At 63.2% G+C, this 21,853-nt stretch carries 14 protein-coding genes; 7 read left to right on the forward strand and 7 right to left on the reverse strand.

Going from position 1 to position 21,853, the window contains the following annotated elements; all coding sequences use genetic code 11:
* Positions 1-181: 181 nt before the first annotated feature.
* Both KHO33_RS07405 and KHO33_RS07410 read right to left on the reverse strand, forming a co-directional pair.
* Positions 182-1,054 (reverse strand): segregation and condensation protein A, encoded by an 873-nt coding sequence (locus tag KHO33_RS07405; protein WP_054035106.1) that lies wholly within the window; start codon positions 1,052-1,054, stop codon positions 182-184.
* Between the two features lie 4 nt (positions 1,055-1,058).
* Positions 1,059-1,244: a DUF3460 family protein gene (locus KHO33_RS07410; RefSeq protein WP_054035105.1), complete on the reverse strand. Its 186-nt coding sequence runs from the start codon at positions 1,242-1,244 to the stop codon at positions 1,059-1,061.
* A gap of 424 nt (positions 1,245-1,668) precedes the next feature.
* On the opposite strand from KHO33_RS07410, the gene KHO33_RS07415 reads away from it, so the two are divergent.
* Positions 1,669-3,507: an autotransporter assembly complex protein TamA gene (locus tag KHO33_RS07415; RefSeq protein WP_200564339.1), complete on the forward strand. Its 1,839-nt coding sequence runs from the start codon at positions 1,669-1,671 to the stop codon at positions 3,505-3,507.
* Between the two features lie 28 nt (positions 3,508-3,535).
* A complete protein-coding gene (locus KHO33_RS07420) occupies positions 3,536-7,963 on the forward strand; it encodes a translocation/assembly module TamB domain-containing protein (RefSeq protein ID WP_200564340.1) in 4,428 nt (1,475 codons plus the stop codon).
* 119 nt (positions 7,964-8,082) lie between these two features.
* Here KHO33_RS07420 and metG read toward each other — a convergent pair whose 3' ends face one another.
* Together metG and KHO33_RS07430 are read right to left on the reverse strand one after the other, a co-directional pair.
* The gene (gene metG / locus KHO33_RS07425; RefSeq protein ID WP_200564341.1) at positions 8,083-10,218 is read right to left on the reverse strand and encodes a methionine--tRNA ligase; all 2,136 of its coding nucleotides are present in this window, start codon (positions 10,216-10,218) and stop codon (positions 8,083-8,085) included.
* A 406-nt stretch (positions 10,219-10,624) separates the two neighbouring features.
* Positions 10,625-11,278: an OmpA family protein gene (locus KHO33_RS07430; RefSeq protein ID WP_054035104.1), complete on the reverse strand. Its 654-nt coding sequence runs from the start codon at positions 11,276-11,278 to the stop codon at positions 10,625-10,627.
* 340 nt (positions 11,279-11,618) lie between these two features.
* On the opposite strand from KHO33_RS07430, the gene apbC reads away from it, so the two are divergent.
* From apbC to KHO33_RS07455, 5 genes are all read left to right on the forward strand, one after another.
* On the forward strand, positions 11,619-12,707 hold the full coding sequence (gene apbC, locus KHO33_RS07435; RefSeq protein WP_200564342.1) for an iron-sulfur cluster carrier protein ApbC: 1,089 nt from the start codon (positions 11,619-11,621) through the stop codon (positions 12,705-12,707).
* A 131-nt stretch (positions 12,708-12,838) separates the two neighbouring features.
* On the forward strand, positions 12,839-13,372 hold the full coding sequence (locus tag KHO33_RS07440; protein WP_200564343.1) for a superoxide dismutase family protein: 534 nt from the start codon (positions 12,839-12,841) through the stop codon (positions 13,370-13,372).
* Between the two features lie 250 nt (positions 13,373-13,622).
* A complete protein-coding gene (dcd, locus tag KHO33_RS07445; protein WP_028200499.1) occupies positions 13,623-14,192 on the forward strand; it encodes a dCTP deaminase in 570 nt (189 codons plus the stop codon).
* An 84-nt stretch (positions 14,193-14,276) separates the two neighbouring features.
* On the forward strand, positions 14,277-16,562 hold the full coding sequence (locus KHO33_RS07450) for an arginine/lysine/ornithine decarboxylase (RefSeq protein ID WP_054035102.1): 2,286 nt from the start codon (positions 14,277-14,279) through the stop codon (positions 16,560-16,562).
* Between the two features lie 2 nt (positions 16,563-16,564).
* On the forward strand, positions 16,565-17,308 hold the full coding sequence (locus KHO33_RS07455; protein WP_200564476.1) for a lysozyme inhibitor LprI family protein: 744 nt from the start codon (positions 16,565-16,567) through the stop codon (positions 17,306-17,308).
* Positions 17,309-17,319: 11 nt separating this feature from the next.
* Here KHO33_RS07455 and KHO33_RS07460 read toward each other — a convergent pair whose 3' ends face one another.
* From KHO33_RS07460 to pgl, 3 genes are all read right to left on the reverse strand, one after another.
* Complete coding sequence (locus KHO33_RS07460; RefSeq protein ID WP_200564344.1) at positions 17,320-18,246, reverse strand: bestrophin family protein; 927 nt, start codon at positions 18,244-18,246, stop codon at positions 17,320-17,322.
* Positions 18,247-19,205: 959 nt separating this feature from the next.
* Complete coding sequence (locus KHO33_RS07465) at positions 19,206-21,122, reverse strand: bifunctional transcriptional regulator/glucokinase (RefSeq protein WP_200564345.1); 1,917 nt, start codon at positions 21,120-21,122, stop codon at positions 19,206-19,208.
* Complete coding sequence (pgl, locus tag KHO33_RS07470; protein ID WP_200564346.1) at positions 21,100-21,807, reverse strand: 6-phosphogluconolactonase; 708 nt, start codon at positions 21,805-21,807, stop codon at positions 21,100-21,102. The genes KHO33_RS07465 and pgl overlap by 23 nt, the downstream gene beginning before the upstream one ends.
* Positions 21,808-21,853 lie beyond the last annotated feature (46 nt).

Genomic DNA, 21,853 nt, shown 5'->3' on the forward strand with positions numbered 1-21,853 from the left:
CAGGGGTTTCCTCGCGCGGCGCGAGACTCGGTTGGCGCAAAAACTCAGGTTTTCGCGTGGTCCGCGGCCTCACTGGTAATGACAGGTTCGGAGCGCGGGATTGTAGTGGATTTGTTCCCGGGGCGCACCGAAAGGAGGCGTCTGCGGCAGCGCTGGCGCATGCAGGCCCCGTTTTGCGGCATCAGGCCGGCAGATAGGCGAGGCGCACATAGATCGGTGCGAACGGCTCGGCCTGCGTGATTTCGATGAGCGACTCGCGGCACAACTCGAGCATCGCGATGAAGTTCACCACGACCACCGGCACGCCTTTGCTCGTGTCGAACAGGTCCGAGAACTCCATGAAGCGCGCGTTCTGCAGTCGCCGCAGGATCGTGCTCATATGCTCGCGTACCGACAACTCCTCGCGCGAAATCTTGTGATGCTGAACCAGCTTGGCGCGCTTGATCACGTCGGCCCACGCGGCGCGCAGGTCTTCACTATCCACATCTGGAAAGCGCGGCGTGATGCTTTGCTCGATATATACCTCGGCGCGCAGGAAATCGCGGCCAAGCTGCGGCAGATGGTCGATGCGCTGGGCGGCGAGCTTCATCTGCTCGTATTCGAGCAGGCGGCGCACCAGTTCCGCACGCGGATCTTCGGCTTCGTCGCCGCTATCGGCCTTCTTCACCGGCAACAACATGCGCGACTTGATCTCGATCAGCATCGCCGCCATCAGCAGATACTCGGACGCGAGTTCGAGATTGGTCTGGCGCAGCTGGTCGACGTAGCCGAGATATTGGACCGTAACATCCGCCATCGGGATGTCGAGCACGTTGAAGTTTTGCTTGCGGATCAGGTAGAGCAACAGATCCAGCGGGCCTTCGAACGTTTCGAGGAACACTTCGAGCGCGTCCGGCGGAATGTACAGATCCGTTGGCAGCTTGAAGAGCGGCTCGCCGTACAGGCGTGCGAAAGCGATGCCGTCTACGGTGTCCGGCGTCGAATCGGTGGCGGGCGCGGCAAGCGCGGCGTCAGGCGCCTGTGTGGCGCCCTTTGCCTCGTCGGCGTGACTCACGCGCTTAGAAGTTTTGATAGTACGAGTAAGGCGTCTGCTCTACGCGCGAGGCTTTCTGCTCGGCGCGTTCTTCGAGGTCGATCGGCTGTTTGTCCCACAGCAACGACCGGCCACGCCGCTGCTCAGCTTCCAGATTCGGTTTTTGTTGCTTGAGCTGGTTCAGGAACTGGGTGATGTCCGATTGATACATGGCTAGACGTCCGTGGTTTGGGGAATGGCGGCTGCTTGGCGGGAACAAACGGGAACAGGCACGAACCCGCGCGGCATCGCTCCTATTCCATAATTTTACCGCATGCGCCGCGCGTGGTCGAAAAACGATGGCCGGCGCAAGCGGCCCGCCTGCAAAAACGCCTGGAACCCGCGCTGCTGCGATGCGTCAAAGGCGAGCGCGTCGTCGGCGGGGCAGTGTGCCAACCGGGCCGTGCGTCCATGTGGAAATCAGTACGCATGCGGCATGGGGCGCGGCACACCGGGCCAAAGCACCGAGCGGGTCTCATGCGGCACACGCCCCTTTAAGAGATGGCGCGGCCTCGCCGATGTGGTCAAATAGCGAGCTTCGGCCGCCGCGGCGAGCCCAAGCGACAGAATTCATCAACCACGGCCGGAGGTCCCGTTTGGCGGGGTGTGCGATCGAAGAGCCGCATAGGCGGCGCGGCAAAACCGGTGACGAGCGAGGGCCGCTGACGCCCATTCGGCGCTGGCTGCACGCGTGGCTGGCGTTCGGCATCGTCATGCTCATGCTTGCCTCGGTCGACGCACACGCGGCGCGGCGGCCGCCCGCCAGCTACAAGGTCGATATCGAAGCCACGCCGCGCTCGCTGCGCAAGCTGCTCGAAGCGCATCTGGACGTGGCGCGCTTCGCCAAGCGTCCGGATATCAGCGACGACCAGTTTGAATTTCTGATTACGGCCACCCCGCAGCAGGTGCGCGATCTGGCCGCCACACAGGGATACTTCTCGCCGGTCGTGCGCACCGACGTGCGTACCGTCGACGACCAGAAGCGTGTGACAGTGAGCGTCGATCCCGGCCCGCAAACCCTCATCACGTCAATTTCGCTGTCGTTTCGCGGCCCGGTGCTGACCGAAGACCCGGCGCAGGAAAACGCCGCACGCTTCGCGTTTTCATTGCACGAGGGCGACCCGTTTTCGCAAGGCGACTGGGACGACGCGAAAAACGCGTCGCTCAAGGCGTTACAGTCGCGCCGTTACCTGGGCGCGAAGATCTACCACTCCGAGGCGCGGATCGACCCGCGTACGCACGAAGCGAAATTATCGGTGACGTACGAGAGCGGCCCGACCTTTACGATGGGCAAGCTCGACGTGTCCGGCACGCGGCGTTATCCGGAACAGATCGTCGACAACGTGAATCCGATTTCGGAGGGCGACATCTACGACGTGCAACGCGTCGCCGAATTGCAGCGGCAGTTGCAGAACACGCCGTACTACGCGAGCGTGGCGATCGACGTGGACAGCGATCCGGCCAAGCCGGTCGAGACGCCGATGCACGTGAAGGTGTCGGAATATCCGTACAACAGTATCCGCGGTGGCGTGGGTTATTCGACCGACAACGGCCCGCTGATCCAGGGTTCGTATTCGTATCTCGACACATTCGGCAAAGCGTGGCCGTTCACCGTCGACGGCCGCATCGACCAGATCCAGCAGTACGGGCAAATCCAGCTCGCGATGCCGCCGGGGCCGCGCGCGTGGACCAATAGCGTGCTGGCTTCCTACACCACGACCGACGTGTCCGACACGCGCATCTACAGTATCCGCGGCGGCGTGCAGCGGGCCCGTACGTCGCAATTCATCGACTACAACTACGCGATCCTCTATTACCAGGACCGGCTCGACCAGAATGCGGCCGCGCCGACTACCAGTCGCGCGCTGGTGCCGTCATGGTCGTGGACCCGCCGCAATACCGACGATCCATTGTTCCCGCGTTCGGGCAACCTGATTCACGTCGAAGCCGGCTTCGCGGTCAAAGGCGCGCTGACCGACCAGACGTTTGCGCGTGGCTACGCCCGTGGCCAGCAGTACCTGCCGATCGGCAAGGAAGACCTCGTGCTGATCCGTGCCGAACTCGGCGGCGTGTTCACGAGCGGCAGTTCGAGCGGGATTCCGGCTTCGCTGCTGTTCCGCGCGGGCGGTTCGAATTCGATACGTGGCTACAGCTATCAAAGCATTGGTAATAACGTCGACGGCTCGGTGCTGCCCACCAAGTATCTCGTGACCGCATCGGCGGAGTACCAGCATTGGTTCAATCACGACTGGGGCGCAGCCGCGTTCTTCGACGTCGGCACCGCCACCGATACCTGGGGCGAGAAAGTCTTTTATCCCGGCGTCGGCGTTGGGGCGCGCTGGCGCAGCCCGGTCGGCCCGGTCAATGTCGATGTCGCCTACGGGATCCGCAACCGGAGCGTGCGGCCGTACCTGACCCTCGGCATCGCCTTCTGATGGAAAGCCGCTTTTACATGATCCACGCATGACCACGGACGTTTCCGCCCAACCTCCCGCGCAGCCGCCCGGCGCTCTTCCGCCTGGAGCGCCCGGACAGCAGCCGCCGCCCGATGCGCCGCAGCCCAGGCGCCGTCGCGGCCGGTTGTTGCTGAAAACGCTTGCGTGGATGGTCGCCGTGCTGGTGCTGCTGGTCGCTGTGGCGATCGGCCTGCTGTACGGCGCGCTGACGACTGAGCGTGGCACGGCTTACGCGTGGCAGGCGGCCGTCAAACTGCTGGGCGGCAAGCTGACCGGCACGCTCGAGAGCGGCGCTATCGCCCACGGCGTGCAACTTCGCCAGGTGCGCTGGCGCAGTCTCGACGGCAGCGGCACCGATATCCAGATCGATCGCGTGGCCGGCCGTTGGGAACTGACGCACAAGCCGTGGCGCTTCGCGATCGACTATCTGCATATCGGTACGATCGACGCCCGTGTCGGCTCGTCGTCATCCAGCAGCAGCGGGCCGCTGAAACTGCCGCAAGACTTGCGCTTGCCGATGCAACTCGAGGTGCGCGACGTGCAGGTCGACAAACTGCTGTTGCGTGAGGGCGGGTCGACGACCGAGCTGTCCCGTTTCATGTTCCATGGCCGCAGCGACGGCCGGCACCACGAGGCCGCGATCGAGCGGCTCGACACGCCGTTCGGCGCCGTGACGGCGACGGCGAAGCTCGACGGGGTGCGGCCGTTTCCGCTGACCGGCGATCTCGGCTACTCGGGCAAGGTTAACGACGAGGCGGTGCAGGTGGGCGGCCATCTGAGTGGGTCGCTGGAGAATCTCATCGCCGAGCTCGATGCTAGCGGCATGAAGCTAGCCGGCCATGCGCGAGTCGAGGCCACGCCGTTCGGCGACGTGCCGTTGCAACGCGCCACGCTGACTTTTGATCACATTAATCCGCAGGCGTTTGCGCCAGGCGCGCCGCTGGCGGATCTGGCGGTGCGGGCTGAATTGCAGCCGGTGGGGCAGAATGCAGGCGGCGCCGTGACGTTGGGTGCGGCCGGTGCGGCTAGCGCAGCCAGCGGGGTGAGTGTTGCCGGCGCGGCGAATACGGCGAGTTCGGCCGGCGCTTCCGGAGCCGCGAGCGCCGCCGGCGCCGGCAGCGCTACCGGCATTGCCGAGCCGCAGCACGTTGTCAAAAACGGCAAAGGCGGCGTCAACACCGATGCAGCAGCAAAAGCCGCAGCGGGATTCGCCGTCGCCGGCCATATCTCGATCGTCAACGCCAAACCCGGTGCGATCGACCAGAACCTGCTCCCTGTGATCGATGCCAACGCCGATGTGCACCTCGACGCGCAGGCGCAGCGTATTTCGAACCTGACGGTGCGGCTCGTGAAGAGCGCCACGCTCACCGGCGGCGGCGCGCTGACCGGCAAACGCGGCCAGTTCGATCTGCAAGTCGCCGGACTCGACCTGAACGCCCTCGAAGCGACGGTGCGGCCTACCCAGCTTTCCGGTCCGATCGGCATCCGTCTGAACGACGACGTGCAAAGCCTGACCCTCGATCTGGCCGACCCGAAAGCGGGGCTGCGCGCGCAAGGCAAGGTGACCTTCGATCCGGCGCGCTTGAGCTTCAACGACGTGCGTGTCACGTCGGGCAAGGGCCGCATCGATCTGTCCGGCGCGCTTAAGCACGACGCGAATTCCACCTACAACCTGAAAGCGCAACTGACCGATTTCGATCCGTTGACGCTGACTTCGCAGATGCCGTCCCGCACGCCGGTAACGGGCGCGGCGCCTGCGGCAAGTACTGCCAAAAACGCGAAAGGTGCGAAAGTCGCACAAGGCGCGGCAGAAGCGGGCAGCACCGCCGGTGCGAAAAGCGCGGCCCCTGGCGACAAGGCCGCCGCCGTGGTGAAGAACACCGCCAAGGCCGCCGTGCGGACCGAAGTGGTTCAACGTAAAACGCCGGCGCCCAGGCGCGCCGCGCCGCCTGCTCACAAGATCGAGGCACGCGTGAACGGCACGCTCACCGCAGCCGGCATGCTCGGCCCGGTCTTCACAACCAAGGCCGAATTCAAACTCGGCCCGAGCGTCTACGACGGCCTGCCGCTGACGGGCGGCGGCGTGGTCCAGTTGTCCGGCTCGCGGATACTGCCAAGCCGCGCGAATCTTTCGGTGGCAGGCAATCAGGTGGATTTGCAGGGTAGCTTCGGTGCGCGCGGCGACCGGCTGCGTTTCCGTGTCGATGCGCCGGAACTTGAACGCCTCGGTTTCGGCCTCGCCGGTCTCATCGCCGCGGATGGCGACGTCACCGGCTCGTTCGCGCATCCGAATGTCGTGCTGAACTACAAGGCAGACAGCGTGGTGTTCAGCAGTAACCGCATCGGCCATGCGGAAGGTCACGCCGAACTGCGCGACGGCGCGAACGGCGCGCTCGTTTTCACGACCGACGCGCGTAATCTCAGCGCCGGCGGCGTCGATCTGACCACGCTCACGGCGCGCCTGTCGGGCACGCGTGCCAACCATACGCTGGAGGCGGCGGCCACCGGCAAATTGCAGGAGCGTCCGCTCGATCTGACACTCGCCGCCAACGGCAAGCTGACCGAAGCGCGCGACGGCACGCGCTGGGACGGCACCGTGACGCGCCTGCAGAATCGCGGCACACCGGCGCTGAATCTCGAGTCGCCGCTCGCCGTGAGCGCCGGACCGAACCGCCTGACGCTTGGTGCGACCCGCCTCACGCTCGAAGGCGCGGTGCTGAGCCTGAAATCGTTCGCGTTCGACCACGGCAAAATCCAGTCCGCGGGCACCTTGACCGATATTTCGCTCGTGCGTCTGCAGGATCTGCGGCGGCAGATCACCGGCGAGCCGCCGGTCGTCAAAACCGATCTGGTGTTCGACGGCGATTGGGACTTCGCGCTCGGCAGCACCGCGAGCGGCCATGTCCAGTTGAAGCGTCGCAGCGGCGACGTCACGGTCGAGATCGGCCGTGGTCTCGCCTCGCTGGGCATCACGGATATGAGCGCGCGCGCCGAATTCAGCGGTGGTAACCGGCTGAATGCGACTGTCCACGCGCAGGCCAGCCGGATCGGCGTGATCGACGCCGACGCGCACACCACACTCGTGATGCGCGACGGCTTCCTGACCGTCAACGAAGAGGGCGCGGTCAGCGGCAATGTGAATGCGAACGTGCCGTCGCTGAAAACGACCGGCGGCCTGTTCGGCCCGAGCTATCTGCTCGACGGCCACCTCGCGCTGAAACTCGCGCTCGGCGGCACGGTCGCCAAGCCGAATCTGACCGGCTCGCTGATCGGCGATGGCTTGTCAGCGACGATGGTCGACCAGGGCGTGCAGTTGAAGGACGGCGTGGTGCGCATCGCGCTTTCGCAAAATCTGGTGGACTTCCAGCAGGTGGAGTTTCACGGTGCAAGCGGCACGTTGCGCGCTACCGGCCGTGTGCGTCTGGATGGCGCGCAACCTGATCTGACCGCGAGCATCGTCGCGGACAAGCTGGAATTGTTTGCGGCGCCGGACCGTAATCTGTCGCTGTCGGGTAGCGCGAGCGTGGCGAACGCCGGGGCAGAGGGCGGCATGGCGATCAACGGCAAATTTGTGGTCGATCACGCGCTGTTCGATATGCCGGAGCAGTCCGCGCCGAAGCTTGGCGACGACGTGGTGGTGGTGCGTCCCGACGGCACGGTGGCGGGCGAGCGGCCACCGCCGCAAGTGGCGGGCACGAACAAGCCGATCGGTCCGTTCGCGCCACGCGCCAATATCGACATTAGTCTCGGCAACAACTTCCGTTTCCGCGGCATGGGCGCGGACCTCGGCCTGAGCGGCACAATCACTGCGATGAGCGCGCCGAACCTGCCGCTGCGGGCGGTCGGCAATGTCCGCGTGACGCAGGGTTCGACCTATACCGCGTTCGGCCGCAAGCTCAACATCGAGAATGGCTTTTTCACGTTCAACGGTCCGGTGGCCAATCCGGGCATCAACATCCTGGCCATGCGCCGCAATCAGCAGGTCGAGGCGGGCGTGCAGGTCACGGGCACGGTCCAGTTCCCGGTCGCGAAGCTGGTGTCCGAGCCGAACGTGGCGGATAACGAAAAGCTCTCGTGGCTGCTGTTCGGACACGGCACGGATCAGGGCAACAATCTCGGTCAGCAAAGCACCATGACGACCGCGCTCGCGTTGCTCGGCAGCGCGAGCGGCAAACGGATTGCACAGACCTTCGGGCTCGACGAATTCTCGATCGGGCGAAGCGAAGTCGGGCTGACCGATCCGCAAGTGGTGATGGTGTCGAAGGCGATCAACGAGTGGCTCGTGGTGGGCTACGAGCAGGGTCTGCAGTCGGCGAGCAATGCGATCAAGGCGACGGTGAACCTCACGCGCTATTGGTCGGTCGCGGCATATGGCGGCACGTTCGACGGCATAGAACTGCTGTACACGCGGCGCTTCGATCAGATCCGGTGGTGAGCTGATCAAGGCGATAGCGATGGCCGTGGTCTGAGCGAGGCTACGACGCAAAAGAAAACGGCACGCCTTTTAAAGCGTGCCGTTTTTGTTGATGCCTGCGGCGTTCGACGCCGCGCGCTTTATTTCACGCGCATGCCCGGCTTCGCACCGCTATCCGGCTCGAGCACGTAGAGGCCCGGTTCGGCTTTCTCGTCGGTGGCCGAAGCCGCCAGCACCATTCCTTCGGACAGACCGAACTTCATCTTGCGCGGCGCGAGGTTCGCGACCATCACCGTCAGCTTGCCGACCAGTTGCTCCGGCTGATAGGCCGACTTGATGCCCGAGAACACGTTACGCGTCTTCTCTTCGCCGATATCGAGCGTGAGTTGCAGCAGCTTGTCCGAGCCTTCCACCGCCTTGCAGTCGACGATCTTCGCGATGCGCAGATCGACCTTGGCGAAGTCGTCGATCGAGATGATGCCTGGCGTTTCATCCTTCTCCGCGGCGGCTGCTTTCGCTGCCTTCGACTTGGCCTTCGCATCCGCCGGCGCCGCGGCTTCCGGCGTGGCTTGCAGCGAATCGCGGTTGGCCGCGATGAGCGCCTCGATCTGCTTCGGATCGACGCGCGTCATCAGATGCTTGTATGCATTGATCGGGCGCGCGGAGGAGAGCGGCACGTTTGCGTCGGCCCACACCAGCGGCTCGATGCCGAGGAAGGCTTCGACCGCTTCCGCCAGCTTCGGCAGCACCGGCTTGAGCGCCAGCGACAGCAGGCGGAATGCCTCGATGCTCACGCTGCAGGTTTCGTGCAACGCGACCCCATTCGCCGGGTCTTTCGCCTGATCCCACGGCTTGGCGGTGTCGACGTACGCATTGACCGCGTCGGCCAGTTCCATGGTCTGACGCAGCGCGCGGTTGTACTCGCGCGCTTCGTAGTTCGCGGCGATTTGCGGCACGGCGGCGCGCAGCGTGGCGAGGAGTGGGTGCTGCATCGCGCTGTCCTGCACGCGGCCCTCGAAACGCTTGATCAGGAAACCGGCGGCGCGGCTTGCGATGTTCACGTATTTGCCGACCAGATCGCTGTTCACCCGCGCCTGGAAGTCGTCGAGGTTCAGGTCGAGGTCTTCCATCGTGCTGTTCAGCTTGGCGGCGAAGTAGTAGCGCAGCCACTCCGGATTCAGGCCCGTGTCGATCACGCTTTGCGCGGTGATGAACGTGCCGCGCGACTTCGACATCTTCGCGCCGTCCACCGTCAGGAAGCCGTGCGCGAACACGTTGGTCGGCGTGCGGTGGCCCGAGAATTCGAGCATGGCCGGCCAGAACAGCGTGTGGAAATACAGAATGTCTTTGCCGATGAAGTGGTACTGCTCGGCGGTCGAGCCCTTGCGAATCCACGCGTCGAAGTCGAGGCCGCGCTTGTCAGCAAGGTTCTTGAAGCTCGCGTAATAGCCGACCGGCGCATCCAGCCACACGTAGAAATACTTGCCCGGCGCGCCCGGAATTTCGAAGCCGAAATACGGTGCGTCGCGCGAAATATCCCAGTCGGCGAGCTTGGCTTCGCCGGCGTCGCCGAGCCATTCGCGCATCTTGTTGGTGGCTTCCGGCTGTGCCAGACCGCCCACCCACGCGCGCAGGAAATTCTCGCAGCGCGGATCGGACAGGCGGAAGAAGTAGTGCGTCGAGGTCTTGCGAATCGGCGTGGCGCCCGAGACGACCGAATACGGATTGATCAGATCGGTCGGCAGGTAAGTCGAACCGCAGACTTCGCAGCTGTCGCCGTATTGATCTTTCGCGCCGCACTTCGGGCATTCGCCCTTGATGAAGCGATCCGGCAGGAACATTTCCTTGACGGGGTCGTATGCCTGCTCGATGTCACGCGCTTCGATCAGGCCGGCTTCCTTGAGCGCCAGATAGACCGATTCGCTCAGCACGCGATTCTCTTCAGAATCGGTCGTGTAGTAATTGTCGAACGAAATCCCGAAGCTGTCGAAATCGCGCTTGTGTTCCTGCCAGACGCGGTCGATCAGCTGCTTGGGCGTCAGACCTTCCTTTTCCGCGCGCAGCATGACCGGCGTGCCGTGCGTGTCGTCGGCGCCCACGTAGTAGACCTCGTGCCCGTGCATTCGCAACGTCCGGACCCAGATGTCCGTCTGGATATATTCAACCAGATGGCCGATATGGATTTGCCCATTCGCATACGGAAGGGCCGACGTGACGAGAACCTGGCGACGGCCTGACGGCGCGCCTGCTGAGAGATCGGTTGCGGGTGCTGACATAAGGATGGTGGGAGCCTGCGGTGGGACGAAACGTTGATTCTAGCAGGGCCGGCGCCGGGCGCGGGCTGGGCCGCCTGGGCCGCGGCCGGGTCGCTGCCGGGGCACGACGGTGTGCCCGTAGGGAGATTTCCTGCGGAACGAAAACCGAGCGCCCAAAAAAAACCGGGGCTATTAACCCCGGAGCAACAACGACAAGAGGAGAATGGTGACGCGGCGGCTTCGCCAGCCACGTACCGTAAAGACAGACCGCGGATTTTCGGCAGAGTTCGAAATTTTTTTCGTTCTCGTGCGAGATTTTGTTCCCCGCGCTTTTTACTGCTTACCGGACGCCGCCGGCCAAACTGGCAAACATTGCAAATGCAGCCGCCCGGCGTCCGGTTGCTTCTCCCTCTTTCAGGCTGTGCCGTTATTGCGTGGCGTGCTGAGCCGTGGCGCGCAGATAGATTTCCACGCGGCGGTTTGCGGCACGGCCGGCTTCGGTGTTGTTGTCAGCGACCGGCTGGTTCTGGCCCATGCCTTGTGCCGACAGGCGTTGCGGCGCAACGCCGCGTTGCCCCAGATAGCCCGTCACGCTTTGTGCACGGTTGACCGACAGCGTCTGGTTATAAGCCGGCTGACCCGTGCTATCCGTATAGCCGATCACCTGGGCGATCAGTTCCGGATTCTGCTGCATGGTCTGCGTCAGTTGATCCAGCACCGGCGCGAACGACGGCTTGACCGCGTAGCTGTTGGTATCGAACGTGACCGAGCTCGGGATGTTCAGCTTGAGCGAGCCGTCCGGCTGCTCGGTGATCTGCGTGCCGGTGCCCTTGGTGGCGCCCGACAGCTTGTTGTGAATGGCTTGCCAGTTGTAGCCGGTGATACCGCCCACCGCTGCACCGGCGCCCGCACCGATCGCCGCGCCCTTGCCGCCGCCGAAGATCGCACCGATCGCCGCGCCGGTGGCGGCGCCCACGCCCGTGCCGACGGCCGTGTCCGTACCTTGTTGGCTTGCACAGCCTGCCAGCAACGAACCTGCAACGGCGAAAACAGCCAGGCGAGTCATGATTTTTGCATTCATTTTTTGATTCCTCTTGAGTGAAGCGAGTAAAGCGGGTGGAAGCGATCAATCTATCCGTCGAACGTGACGGCGGTAAAGCGCGCAAGTCGACAATATGAGAATCCTGCGTCTTCCCTGGTCCCGGTCCGACAGTGGAGAAGGGTCTTCCGGCAAGGCTTGGCGCCAGCCACTACAATGATGATTGAAGTACGCAGCGATGCGACCCCATGGCGTTCCGCCTGCCCGAAGGGTGCATGGCGCGCCTGGTTTTAGCAATGGTGCCTAACAATTTTTTTCAAATTCCGGCGCGTGCCCGAAACTTCGATTCCGCCGCGCCGCAAGTGTTCCCCACGGAGTGTCAATGAGTATCGATCGGGCTTTGGTCGACGCTGCCCTCGCGGCCGTCACTGACCCCAACACGGGCAAGCCCTACGCGGCTGCCAAAAACGTTAAGAACGTGGCCGTGGAGGGTGACACGGTCAGCCTCGAGGTGGTACTCGGCTATCCGGCCAAACGGCAGTTTGAAGCGGTCCGCACGCAATTCGCCGAGGCACTGCGAGCCGTTCCCGGCGTGCTAAACGCGCGGGTCGAGGTGTCCCAGCAAATCGCCGCGCACACCGTGCAGCGCGGCGTGAAACTCTTGCCGAACGTTAAAAACATCGTCGCGGTGGCGTCGGGCAAAGGCGGCGTCGGCAAGAGCACGACCGCCGTGAACCTCGCGCTGGCACTGGCGAGCGAAGGCGCGTCGGTCGGCATTCTCGATGCGGACATCTACGGCCCCTCGCTGCCGATGATGCTCGGTATTACCGGCCGTCCGGAATCACCCGACGAAAAGTCGATGAACCCGATGACCGGCCACGGCTTGCAGGCCAACTCGATCGGCTTTCTGATCGAGCAGGACAACCCGATGGTGTGGCGCGGCCCGATGGCCACTTCAGCGCTCGAACAGCTGCTGCGGCAGACCAACTGGCAAGATCTCGACTACCTGATCGTCGACATGCCGCCGGGCACTGGCGACATCCAGCTGACCTTGTCGCAGCGCGTGCCGGTGACGGGCGCCGTGATCGTCACGACGCCGCAGGACATCGCGCTGCTCGACGCCAAGAAGGGTCTCAAGATGTTCGAGAAGGTCGGCATTCCGATCCTCGGCATCGTCGAGAACATGGGTATGCATATCTGCTCGAATTGCGGCCACGAAGAGCATATCTTCGGCGCGGGCGGCGGCGAGCGGATGGGCAAGGAATACGGCGTCGACGTGCTCGGCAGCCTGCCGCTGGACATCGCCATCCGTGAGCAGGCCGACTCCGGCAAACCCACCGTCGTGGCGGACCCGCAAGGGCGTATTGCGGAGATCTACCGGTCGATCGCACGCAAGGTTGCGATCCATATCGCCGAGCGCGCGCGCGACATGACCTCGAAGTTTCCCAGCATCGTCGTTCAGAACACCTGACTCGCCGTTCGGACAAGGGGTTAAAGCGGGGCCAAGTCGCCAATTTGCGTCTGGTCTCGCGGTATCATGTCGACTTCACAAGTTCGGCTCGGCGGCCGCAGGGGCGGCCACCAGGCCGGCAAGAGGATCGCATGGGAAAACGAATCGACGGGCAGGCGGTGCATGCGTTCATCGTCCTGGCTGCCAGCAGTGTGCTGTTATGCGGCTGTAGCACGTTCCTGAGACCACAGGAAAAGCGTGCTGACGCGCAGTTGCTGCCCACCGTGGGCAATCAGGCACGCGGTCTCGTCACGTTCATCGAGCGTTCGGACGGTGTGCAGGTCACCTACAATCTCGCGGGCTTGCCGCCCGATAGCGACCACGCGTTGCAGGTGCATGAGCGTGGCGACTGCAATGCCGCCGACGGCTCCAGCGCCGGCCCGGTGTTCTCGCCGGCAGCCGAACGTCTGAAAACCGGCGCCCGGGTCGAAGGCGATCTCGGCAACATCCACGCGGACGCGAACGGCGTGGCCACCGGCTTCATCGTTGCGCCGGACGTGTCGCTCGACGGTATCCGCTCGGTGTTGCAACGCGCGGTTCTGTTGCATCACGATGCGACCGACCCTTACGCGTATCCGCAGCACGGCGCGGGCCCTGCGCTCGCATGCGGGTTGATTCGCCAGTGAGGGCAATGCCCTGCGGGTCTCATCCGGCGCAAGCGGTTTGCCAATTGAATGTCTTTGCGGCAAGCCTTTTGCGCTGCCGGAAACGGCTCTCAGGCCTCGCCTGCGGCAGCATTCTCCTGATCGCGTAAAATAAGCGCCTTTCGGACGGGGCACCCAGCCCGGAGCGCGTAGCCGGCGGCGCCCGGCCCGGACCTTATGCCGGATCGTTACCCGTCACACATCTGTCACTCAAGTCGAGCAGCGTTCACCTATGACTATCAAATCCGACAAGTGGATCCGGCGCATGGCCGAGTCGCACAACATGATCGAGCCGTTTGCACCGGATCAGGTCCGCGTCTCCGAAGACGGCCGGAAGATTGTCAGCTACGGCACCTCGAGCTACGGCTACGACATCCGCTGCGCCGACGAATTCAAGATCTTCACCAACATCAACTCGACCATCGTCGATCCGAAGAACTTTGACGAGAAGTCGTTTGTCGACTTCAAGGGCGATGTCTGCATCATCCCGCCGAATTCGTTCGCGCTGGCCCGTACCGTCGAGTATTTCCGCATTCCGCGCAGCGTCCTGACCGTGTGTCTGGGCAAATCCACCTATGCGCGTTGCGGGATCATCGTGAACGTGACGCCGTTCGAGCCGGAATGGGAAGGACACGTCACGCTCGAATTCTCGAATACGACACCTTTGCCTGCGAAAATCTACGCGAACGAAGGCGTCGCCCAGGTGCTGTTTTTCGAAAGCGACGAAATTTGTGAGACGTCGTACGCGGATCGCGGCGGCAAATATCAAGGTCAGCACGGCGTCACGTTGCCCAAGACGTGACGTCGGCAGCGTACTGACCCACCAGCTATTCGGGTGACCGCTGCTTAGTCAAATGCAGCGGTCGTTCTTTTTGGAGAATCGCCCATGAAGTTTCGTTTTCCCGTCGTCATCATTGACGAAGATTTTCGCTCCGAGAATATCTCGGGTTCCGGCATCCGGGCTTTGGCCGAAGCTATCGAGAAAGAAGGCGCGGAAGTGCTCGGGCTGACGAGCTACGGCGACCTGACTTCGTTCGCGCAGCAGTCGAGCCGCGCCTCGTGCTTCATCCTCTCGATCGACGACGACGAACTGCTGCCGTACGTCGATAACGTGGTCGTGGAAGGCGAGACGCCCGAACTGGCGGCCGCGATCATCGCGCTGCGCGCGTTCGTGACCGAAGTGCGCCGCCGCAACGCCGATATTCCGATCTTCCTGTACGGCGAAACGCGCACCTCGCGCCACCTGCCGAACGACATCCTGCGCGAGCTGCACGGCTTCATCCACATGTTCGAGGACACGCCAGAGTTCGTCGCGCGCCACATCATCCGCGAGACCAAGGTGTATCTGGATTCGCTCGCGCCGCCGTTCTTCAAGGAACTGGTGCAGTACGCGGACGAAGGCTCGTATTCATGGCATTGCCCGGGGCACTCGGGCGGCGTTGCGTTCCTGAAGAGCCCGCTTGGCCAGATGTTCCACCAGTTCTTCGGCGAGAACATGTTGCGCGCCGACGTGTGTAATGCCGTCGACGAACTCGGTCAGCTGCTCGATCACACCGGCCCGATTGCCGCTTCCGAGCGCAATGCGGCGCGCATCTTCAGCGCCGACCACGTGTTCTTCGTGACCAACGGCACGTCGACCTCGAACAAGATCGTTTGGCACGGCACGGTTGCACCGGGCGACATCGTGCTGGTGGACCGCAATTGCCACAAGTCGATCCTGCACGCGATCACGATGACCGGCGCGATTCCGGTGTTCCTCACGCCGACGCGCAATAACTTCGGCATCATCGGGCCGATTCCGCGCAGCGAATTCGAGCCTGAAAACATCAAGAAGAAGATCCTGGCGAACCCGTTCGCCCGCGAAGCGCTGGCCAAGAATCCGGACCTCAAGCCGCGCATCCTGACCATCACGCAGAGCACCTACGACGGCGTGATCTACAACGTCGAGATGATCAAGGAAATGCTCGGCGACTGGCTCGACACGCTGCACTTCGACGAAGCGTGGCTGCCGCATGCCGAGTTTCACGAGTTCTATCAGGACATGCACGCGATCGGCGCCGGCCGTCCGCGCATCGGCGCACTGGTGTTCGCCACGCACTCCACGCACAAGCTGCTGGCCGGTATTTCGCAGGCTTCGCAGATCGTCGTGCAGGATTCGAAGAACAGCCGCTTCGACAAGCATCGCTTCAACGAAGCGTATCTGATGCACACGTCGACCAGCCCGCAGTACGCGATCATCGCCTCGTGCGACGTGGCCGCGGCCATGATGGAAGCGCCGGGCGGCACGGCTCTGGTTGAAGAGTCGATTGCCGAAGCGTTGGATTTCCGCCGCGCGATGAGCAAGGTCGACGCCGAATACGGCGACGACTGGTTCTTCAAGGTGTGGGGCCCGGAGACGTTCGCGGAAGAAGGCATCGGCTCGCGCGAAGACTGGATGCTGCGCCCGAACGATGCGTGGCACGGCTTCGGCCCGCTCGCCGACGGTTTCAATATGCTGGACCCGATCAAGGCGACTATCGTCACGCCGGGTCTGGATATGGACGGCGGCTTCGGCGAGTCCGGCATTCCGGCTGCGATCGTCACGAAGTACCTGGCCGAGCACGGCATCATCGTCGAAAAGACCGGCCTGTACTCGTTCTTCATCATGTTCACGATCGGCATTACCAAGGGCCGCTGGAACTCGATGGTGACCGAACTGCAGCAGTTCAAGGACGACTACGACAACAACCAGCCGCTGTGGCGCGTGCTGCCCGAGTTTGTCTCGCATCATCCGATGTACGAGCGCGTCGGTCTGCGCGATCTGTGCGAGCAGATCCACAGCGTGTATCGCGCGAACGACATTGCGCGCCTGACGACCGAGATGTACCTGTCGAGCATGGAACCGGCAATGAAGCCGTCGGATGCGTTCGCCAAGCTCGCGCACCGCGAGATCGACCGGGTACCGATCGACGAACTCGAAGGCCGCGTCACGTCGATCCTGTTGACGCCGTATCCGCCGGGCATTCCGCTGCTGATTCCGGGCGAGCGCTTCAACAAGACCATCGTCAGCTATCTGCGTTTCGCGCGCGAGTTCAACGAGCGCTTCCCGGGTTTCCACACGGATATCCACGGGCTTGTCGGCGAAACCATCAACGGGCGCATCGAATACTTCGTCGATTGCGTGCGCGCCTGACGATGTGGGTGGTGAGGCCCCTGCTGGGTGCTGGCTGCTGGCGGCGCGCGTTTGGCGCGCTGACCCTGACGTCGGCGCTGTCGGTGGCCGTGCTCGGCATCGCGCCGCTTCAGGCGCATGCCGAAGTCGCCGCTGCCGACCCGATCGACGCGTCGATGCGCACTTGTCTTGCGCGCAGTGACATGTCGTCGACGGCGGGACAGGTGCAGTGCATGGACAACGCGCGAATCGGCTGGAAGGCCGCGTTGGATGGCGCGTGGCAGCAGCTTCAGGCGAAGTTGCCGCCGGCGCAGCGCAAAGCATGGGAAAAGAGCCAGGCAAGCTGGCTGGCCTCGCGCGATGTCGAGAAGCAGCTGCTGGCGGCCGTGTTCGAGACGACGCACGGCACGATGTATGTGTTGGCCGAAGCCGATATGCAATTACAGCCGGTGCGTGACCGCGCGCTTGCGCTGCGTAGCGCTCTGGCCAGGATCAGTGCCGGCGGCGGGGACTCACCGCGCCGTCTGCGCGCCTGTACGGCGGACGCGCAATGCGAACACGCGATGTTCGATCTGAACCGCTATTACCGCCGCTTGCAAGCGAAGATGCCGGCGCGCTCGCGCCCAACGCTCGCGCGTGCCCAAAAGGCCTGGACTGCGTATCTCAACGCCGCCACGCCGGTGATCGATGAAAACAGCCGCATCGATATCATCGGTGCGCGAGTGGCGACGCTCAAGCGCTTGTCGGAGACGGTCGGCAACAGCTGAGTGTTCGCGGCTTACGTGAGCACATGGCTTTCGGCTTGCGACGAGGGCCGCGCGATTGCCGGCTCTCCCAGCAAATCGCGCATGGCGTCTTCGATGCCGAGGGACATCGTTTCCAGCGCGAGGTCGTTGTCGTCGATGCCGAAGGGCTCTTCGATCTGCGCGGCGATGGCTTCGTGCGCCATGAAGGTGTACGCGACGAACACCGCGAAGACCGGCGTAAAGATCCCGATGCTGTCGACCAGTCCGAACGGCAGGGACGCACAGAAGAAATACACCGTGCGGTGAATCATCACCGAGTAGGCGAAGGGCAGCGGCGTCGACACGATGCGCTCGCAACCGCCGATCACATCCGACAGACCATTCAGATTCCGATCGAAGGCGAGCACCGCCATCGGACCGATTTCGCCTGTTTGCGCGTGGCGCTGCACCCATTCGCCGAGAAACAGCAGGAGTGTTGCCGGTTTGTAGCGCGACGCTATGACGCGGTCAAACAGCGCCTTGGGCAGGCGATCCGCGAGATCTTCACGCGGATCGCTGTCGCGGAGCTGGTGGCGCAGGGCATGGGGGAGGGCGCTGAGGGCGGCGACGAACTCCTGGATGTCTTCCTTTGGCAGCTGTTTATTTTGCAGCGTGAGGGCCTGGCGGGTAAGCGAGCGGGACTCGTTCAACAGCTGGCCCCAGAGCTTGCGGGCTTCCCACCAGCGGTCGTAGCTGGCGTTGTTCCGGAAGCCTAGAAACACTGCTAGCGCTATGCCTAGCAACGAGAATGGGGCGGTGGTGTTGAGATTGAGCGAGACCGGCAGCAGGTGGTCGTGGGCGGCGACCGCGACGATCGCGATGCAGAAAATGAGGAATAGCCTGGGCAGCAGTTGCGGGAGGACGGAGCCTCTCCAGGCAAGTAGCATGCGGAACCAGTGGAGGTGGGGGCGGATGATCATCGCAGCGGGGTTTTGGCCTTCGGCGGGTGGGGGTCTATTATCGCTAATGACGGTGGGGCATGGTTTTTTTTGCCTTTGGCGGCGGCATTGGCCGTGTTCCTGGGGCTTTGGGCTTTCCTTGTTCTGGCTTTGGTGCCTTTCCTTGATTTGCTAGTGGTCTATTAGCGTTGCCCCTGTGCGGGGCGGCACTTACTTCTCTTTGCCGCCGCAAAGAGAAGTAAGCAAGAGAAAGCGGCTAGAAGCCCCTGCTAAGTGGGCACCGTGGCCTGCTGCGGGTAGTGGTGCGACTGGAATCCGTGCTCTCTCACATTCGGCGTTAGTGACAAAGGAGTCATCAGCTCCCACTCCGCACTGCGTGCGTCGCGGACGGGTCTGCATGGGAAACCAGGGGCTTCGTTCAAGATCTATGGGAGCCGTCGGCTTCGCCTCGGCGAGGCGCTCTGCACTCACCTGGGAACCCTAACTTCAAATGATATGGCAGGCGCCTTGCAATCACGGTCACGGCACGGGTGCCGTTGCCGCTGCCGTTCCAAGCACAGTCGCGATGGCGTGGAAATGATGAAGCCACGGTTTGATGACGAGACGTGAGCGTCAAAACGTAGCGAGAGGTTTTATGAAGTACTCTTCGGCGCGCGCAGCGCCGCCGGAAGTATGATGCCCTTGTCACAAGCCTATGCAGCGGCACGAACACAGATTCCAGTCGCACCACTACCCCAAGGCAAACCACGGTGCCCGCTTAGCAGGGGCTTCTAGCCGCTTTCTTTTGCCTACTTTTCTTTGCGGCGGCAAAGAAAAGTAGGTGCCGCCCCGCACAGGGGCAACGCTAATAGACCACTAACAAAACAAGGAAAGGCCAAAGCCCTAAGAACACAGACAACAAGCGCCGCGCAGGCAAAAACCCCAAACTAAACGCCAACGCCGCAAGCAAACAACCCCGCAGCGAAGGCGCAAATCAACCCTTAATCCCGCGGCGAAGAAGCCGCCCCATGACTTAACCAATCAAGCACAGCGGTAGCATCATCATCCGCCCCCTGTCGCGCCTTAGCGACCGTCTCAGCCACATCCGCGCTAGGCACAGCGCGCCGAATCGCCACCCCAACGGCAAGAATATCAATCATGACGAGATGCAAAATCCGCGAAATCATCGACAACTGCGACTCGCGAATCTCAATGTGATCGGTTTCCAAAGCGACAGTAGCCCGCTTGGCCAGCGCCGTATTGCTCGACGTAATGGCAATCACCTTCGCCCCCGCCTGCATGGCGACATCCAGCACGCGCAGCAACTCAGGCGCACGTCCCGACTTCGACACGGCCACAATCACATCGCCCTTGCCCAGCAACGCAGCAGACGCCGCCTGCATATACAGATCGCCGTAGGCAATCGTCGGAATACCAAACCGGAAGAACTTGTAGTGCGCGTCCTGCGCGACGATGTTCGAATTGCCGAGCCCATAAAACTCAATCCGCCGCGCGCCGTTCAACAAATCGATCGCCCGCTCGACCTGGTCGAAATTCAAATGCTCGCGCAGCTGCAAAATCGCCGACACGGTGTTGTCCAGCACCTTCGCGCCAAAGTCCGTCGCGGTATCACCCAGATGCACCTGGCTATGACTCACCGGAATCGTGCCGGTCAAACCCGTCGCCAGCTTCAGCTTGAAATCCGACAAGCCCTGGCAACCAAGCGAGCGGCAAAAGCGGATCACCGTCGGCTGGCTCACGTCGGCCTTGCGCGCGATATCCACGATCGGATCGTTGATGATCGAACGCGGATGATTCAACGCGAGATCGGCCACGCGGCGCTCGGCCGGCGTCAACGCGTCGCGCATCTGGCGAATCCGCTCGAACACGGCCGATGAACTGCCGCCCGCGCGGTTCGACAACTGCTCCGCGAGAATCGCCGACACACCCAGAAACGCCGGGTATTCAGCGGTAATCACGTAGGTCGGCACGCTCTGCAAATACGCCTCGAAGCGGCCTTTCGCCTCGAACCGTTTGCGGAACGACGAACGCGCGAAGAACTCGCCGAGCCGCGGCACGACGCCGCCGCCAATGTAGATGCCGCCCAATGCGCCGAGCGTCACCGCGATATTGCCCGCGAAGGTGCCGAGAATCCCGCAGAACACATCGACGGATTCGGCCGCGAGCGGCTCGCCTTCCAGCGCGCGCTTGACGACCTCGACCGTATCGACGTTCGCCGCCACACGCTTCTTGTCGCGGCCCGCCAGCGCACGGTAAATCACTTCGATGCCGGGGCCCGCGGCCACGCGTTCGAAGGAGACGTGCGACCACTTCTTGCGCGCGTACTGCAGCACGATGTCTTCGCGTTCGTCGGCCGGCGCGAAGGTGGCGTGGCCGCCTTCGCTGCCGAGCGCGATCCAGCGGTCGTCGGCGGGAATCAGGCCGGATACGCCCATGCCGGTGCCCGGGCCGAGCAGGCCGATCACGCTGTTCGGACGGCGCGAGCCGCCGCCCACCTGTACGCGCTGCGCGTCGGTCAGGCCAGGCAGCGCCATGGCCAGCGCGGTAAAGTCGTTCACCACCAGCAACGTGTCGAAGCCGAGCGCGCGGCGCGTGGCTTCGATCGAAAAGCTCCAGTCGTGATTGGTCATGCTGACCTGATCGCCGTCGACCGGGTTAGCAATCGCAATCGCCGCGTGATTCACGCGGCCGATCTTGGTGTCCTTCAGATACTTCTTGATGACTTCGGCTACACCCGGATAGTCCGCGCACGGATAGACCTGCACCGAGCCGATTTCGCCCGGGCTGTATTCGAGCGCGAAACGCGCATTGGTGCCGCCGATGTCGGCGAGCAGCCTCGGTCCATCGGCGTGCTGGCCCGCGCCCGGAACAGCCTTAGTTTGCACACCAGTAGACATCGAGTCTCACTCCCTTGTCGTTTGCCAACTGCGAGATGGCATTTTTTTGTAGCGCAGCGGTGGCGGCATTCAGCACGTCCATCTTGCGCGGTCCTGCGATCAGCAAAAACAGATGCTTCACTTCTTTCAGAGCGGAGAGCGACCAGCTCACACGCGCATGCGGCGCGCTGCCAGGATGCACGGCAACGAAGCGCTCGGGCGTGGTGATCGCGTAGTCCCATTCGGGCGCATCCGCGAAAATCGACGCGGTGTGGCCGTCTTCGCCCATGCCGAGAATCGCGACGTCCGGCACGGCGCTGAAGCGCGCGTCGGCGTTCAGCGCGGCAACATGCGCGTTCAGGTCTTGCGTGGCGTCGACCAGCGGCCAGAAAGCGGCATTTTTCGCGGCGTTCTGCAACAGCGTGTCGTGCACGAGTTGCGAATTGCTCGCGCTGTCCGTTTCCGGCACCCAGCGGTCGTCGACCAGCGTCACGGCAATGCGCGCCCAGTCGAAGGATTGCGTGGACAACGTCTGCAGGAACGGACGCGGGCTGCTGCCGCCGGACACTGCAAGCATGGCCGGGCGCGCGTCGTTGGTTGACGTAGCCGTCTGTGCGGCGAGCGACGCATGTAACGCGTCGCCAACCGCCTTCGCCAACGCGTCGGATTGGGCGCGTTGATCGTCGAAAGCGTGAAGCTCGATCACTTCTCCTCCGTGCTGCTTTCTTGTTAGATCTGCGGAATGTGCCGTC

The sequence above is a fragment of the Paraburkholderia nemoris genome, assembly GCF_905221015.1.
In the GTDB taxonomy this organism is placed as follows: Bacteria; Pseudomonadota; Gammaproteobacteria; order Burkholderiales; family Burkholderiaceae; genus Paraburkholderia; species Paraburkholderia nemoris.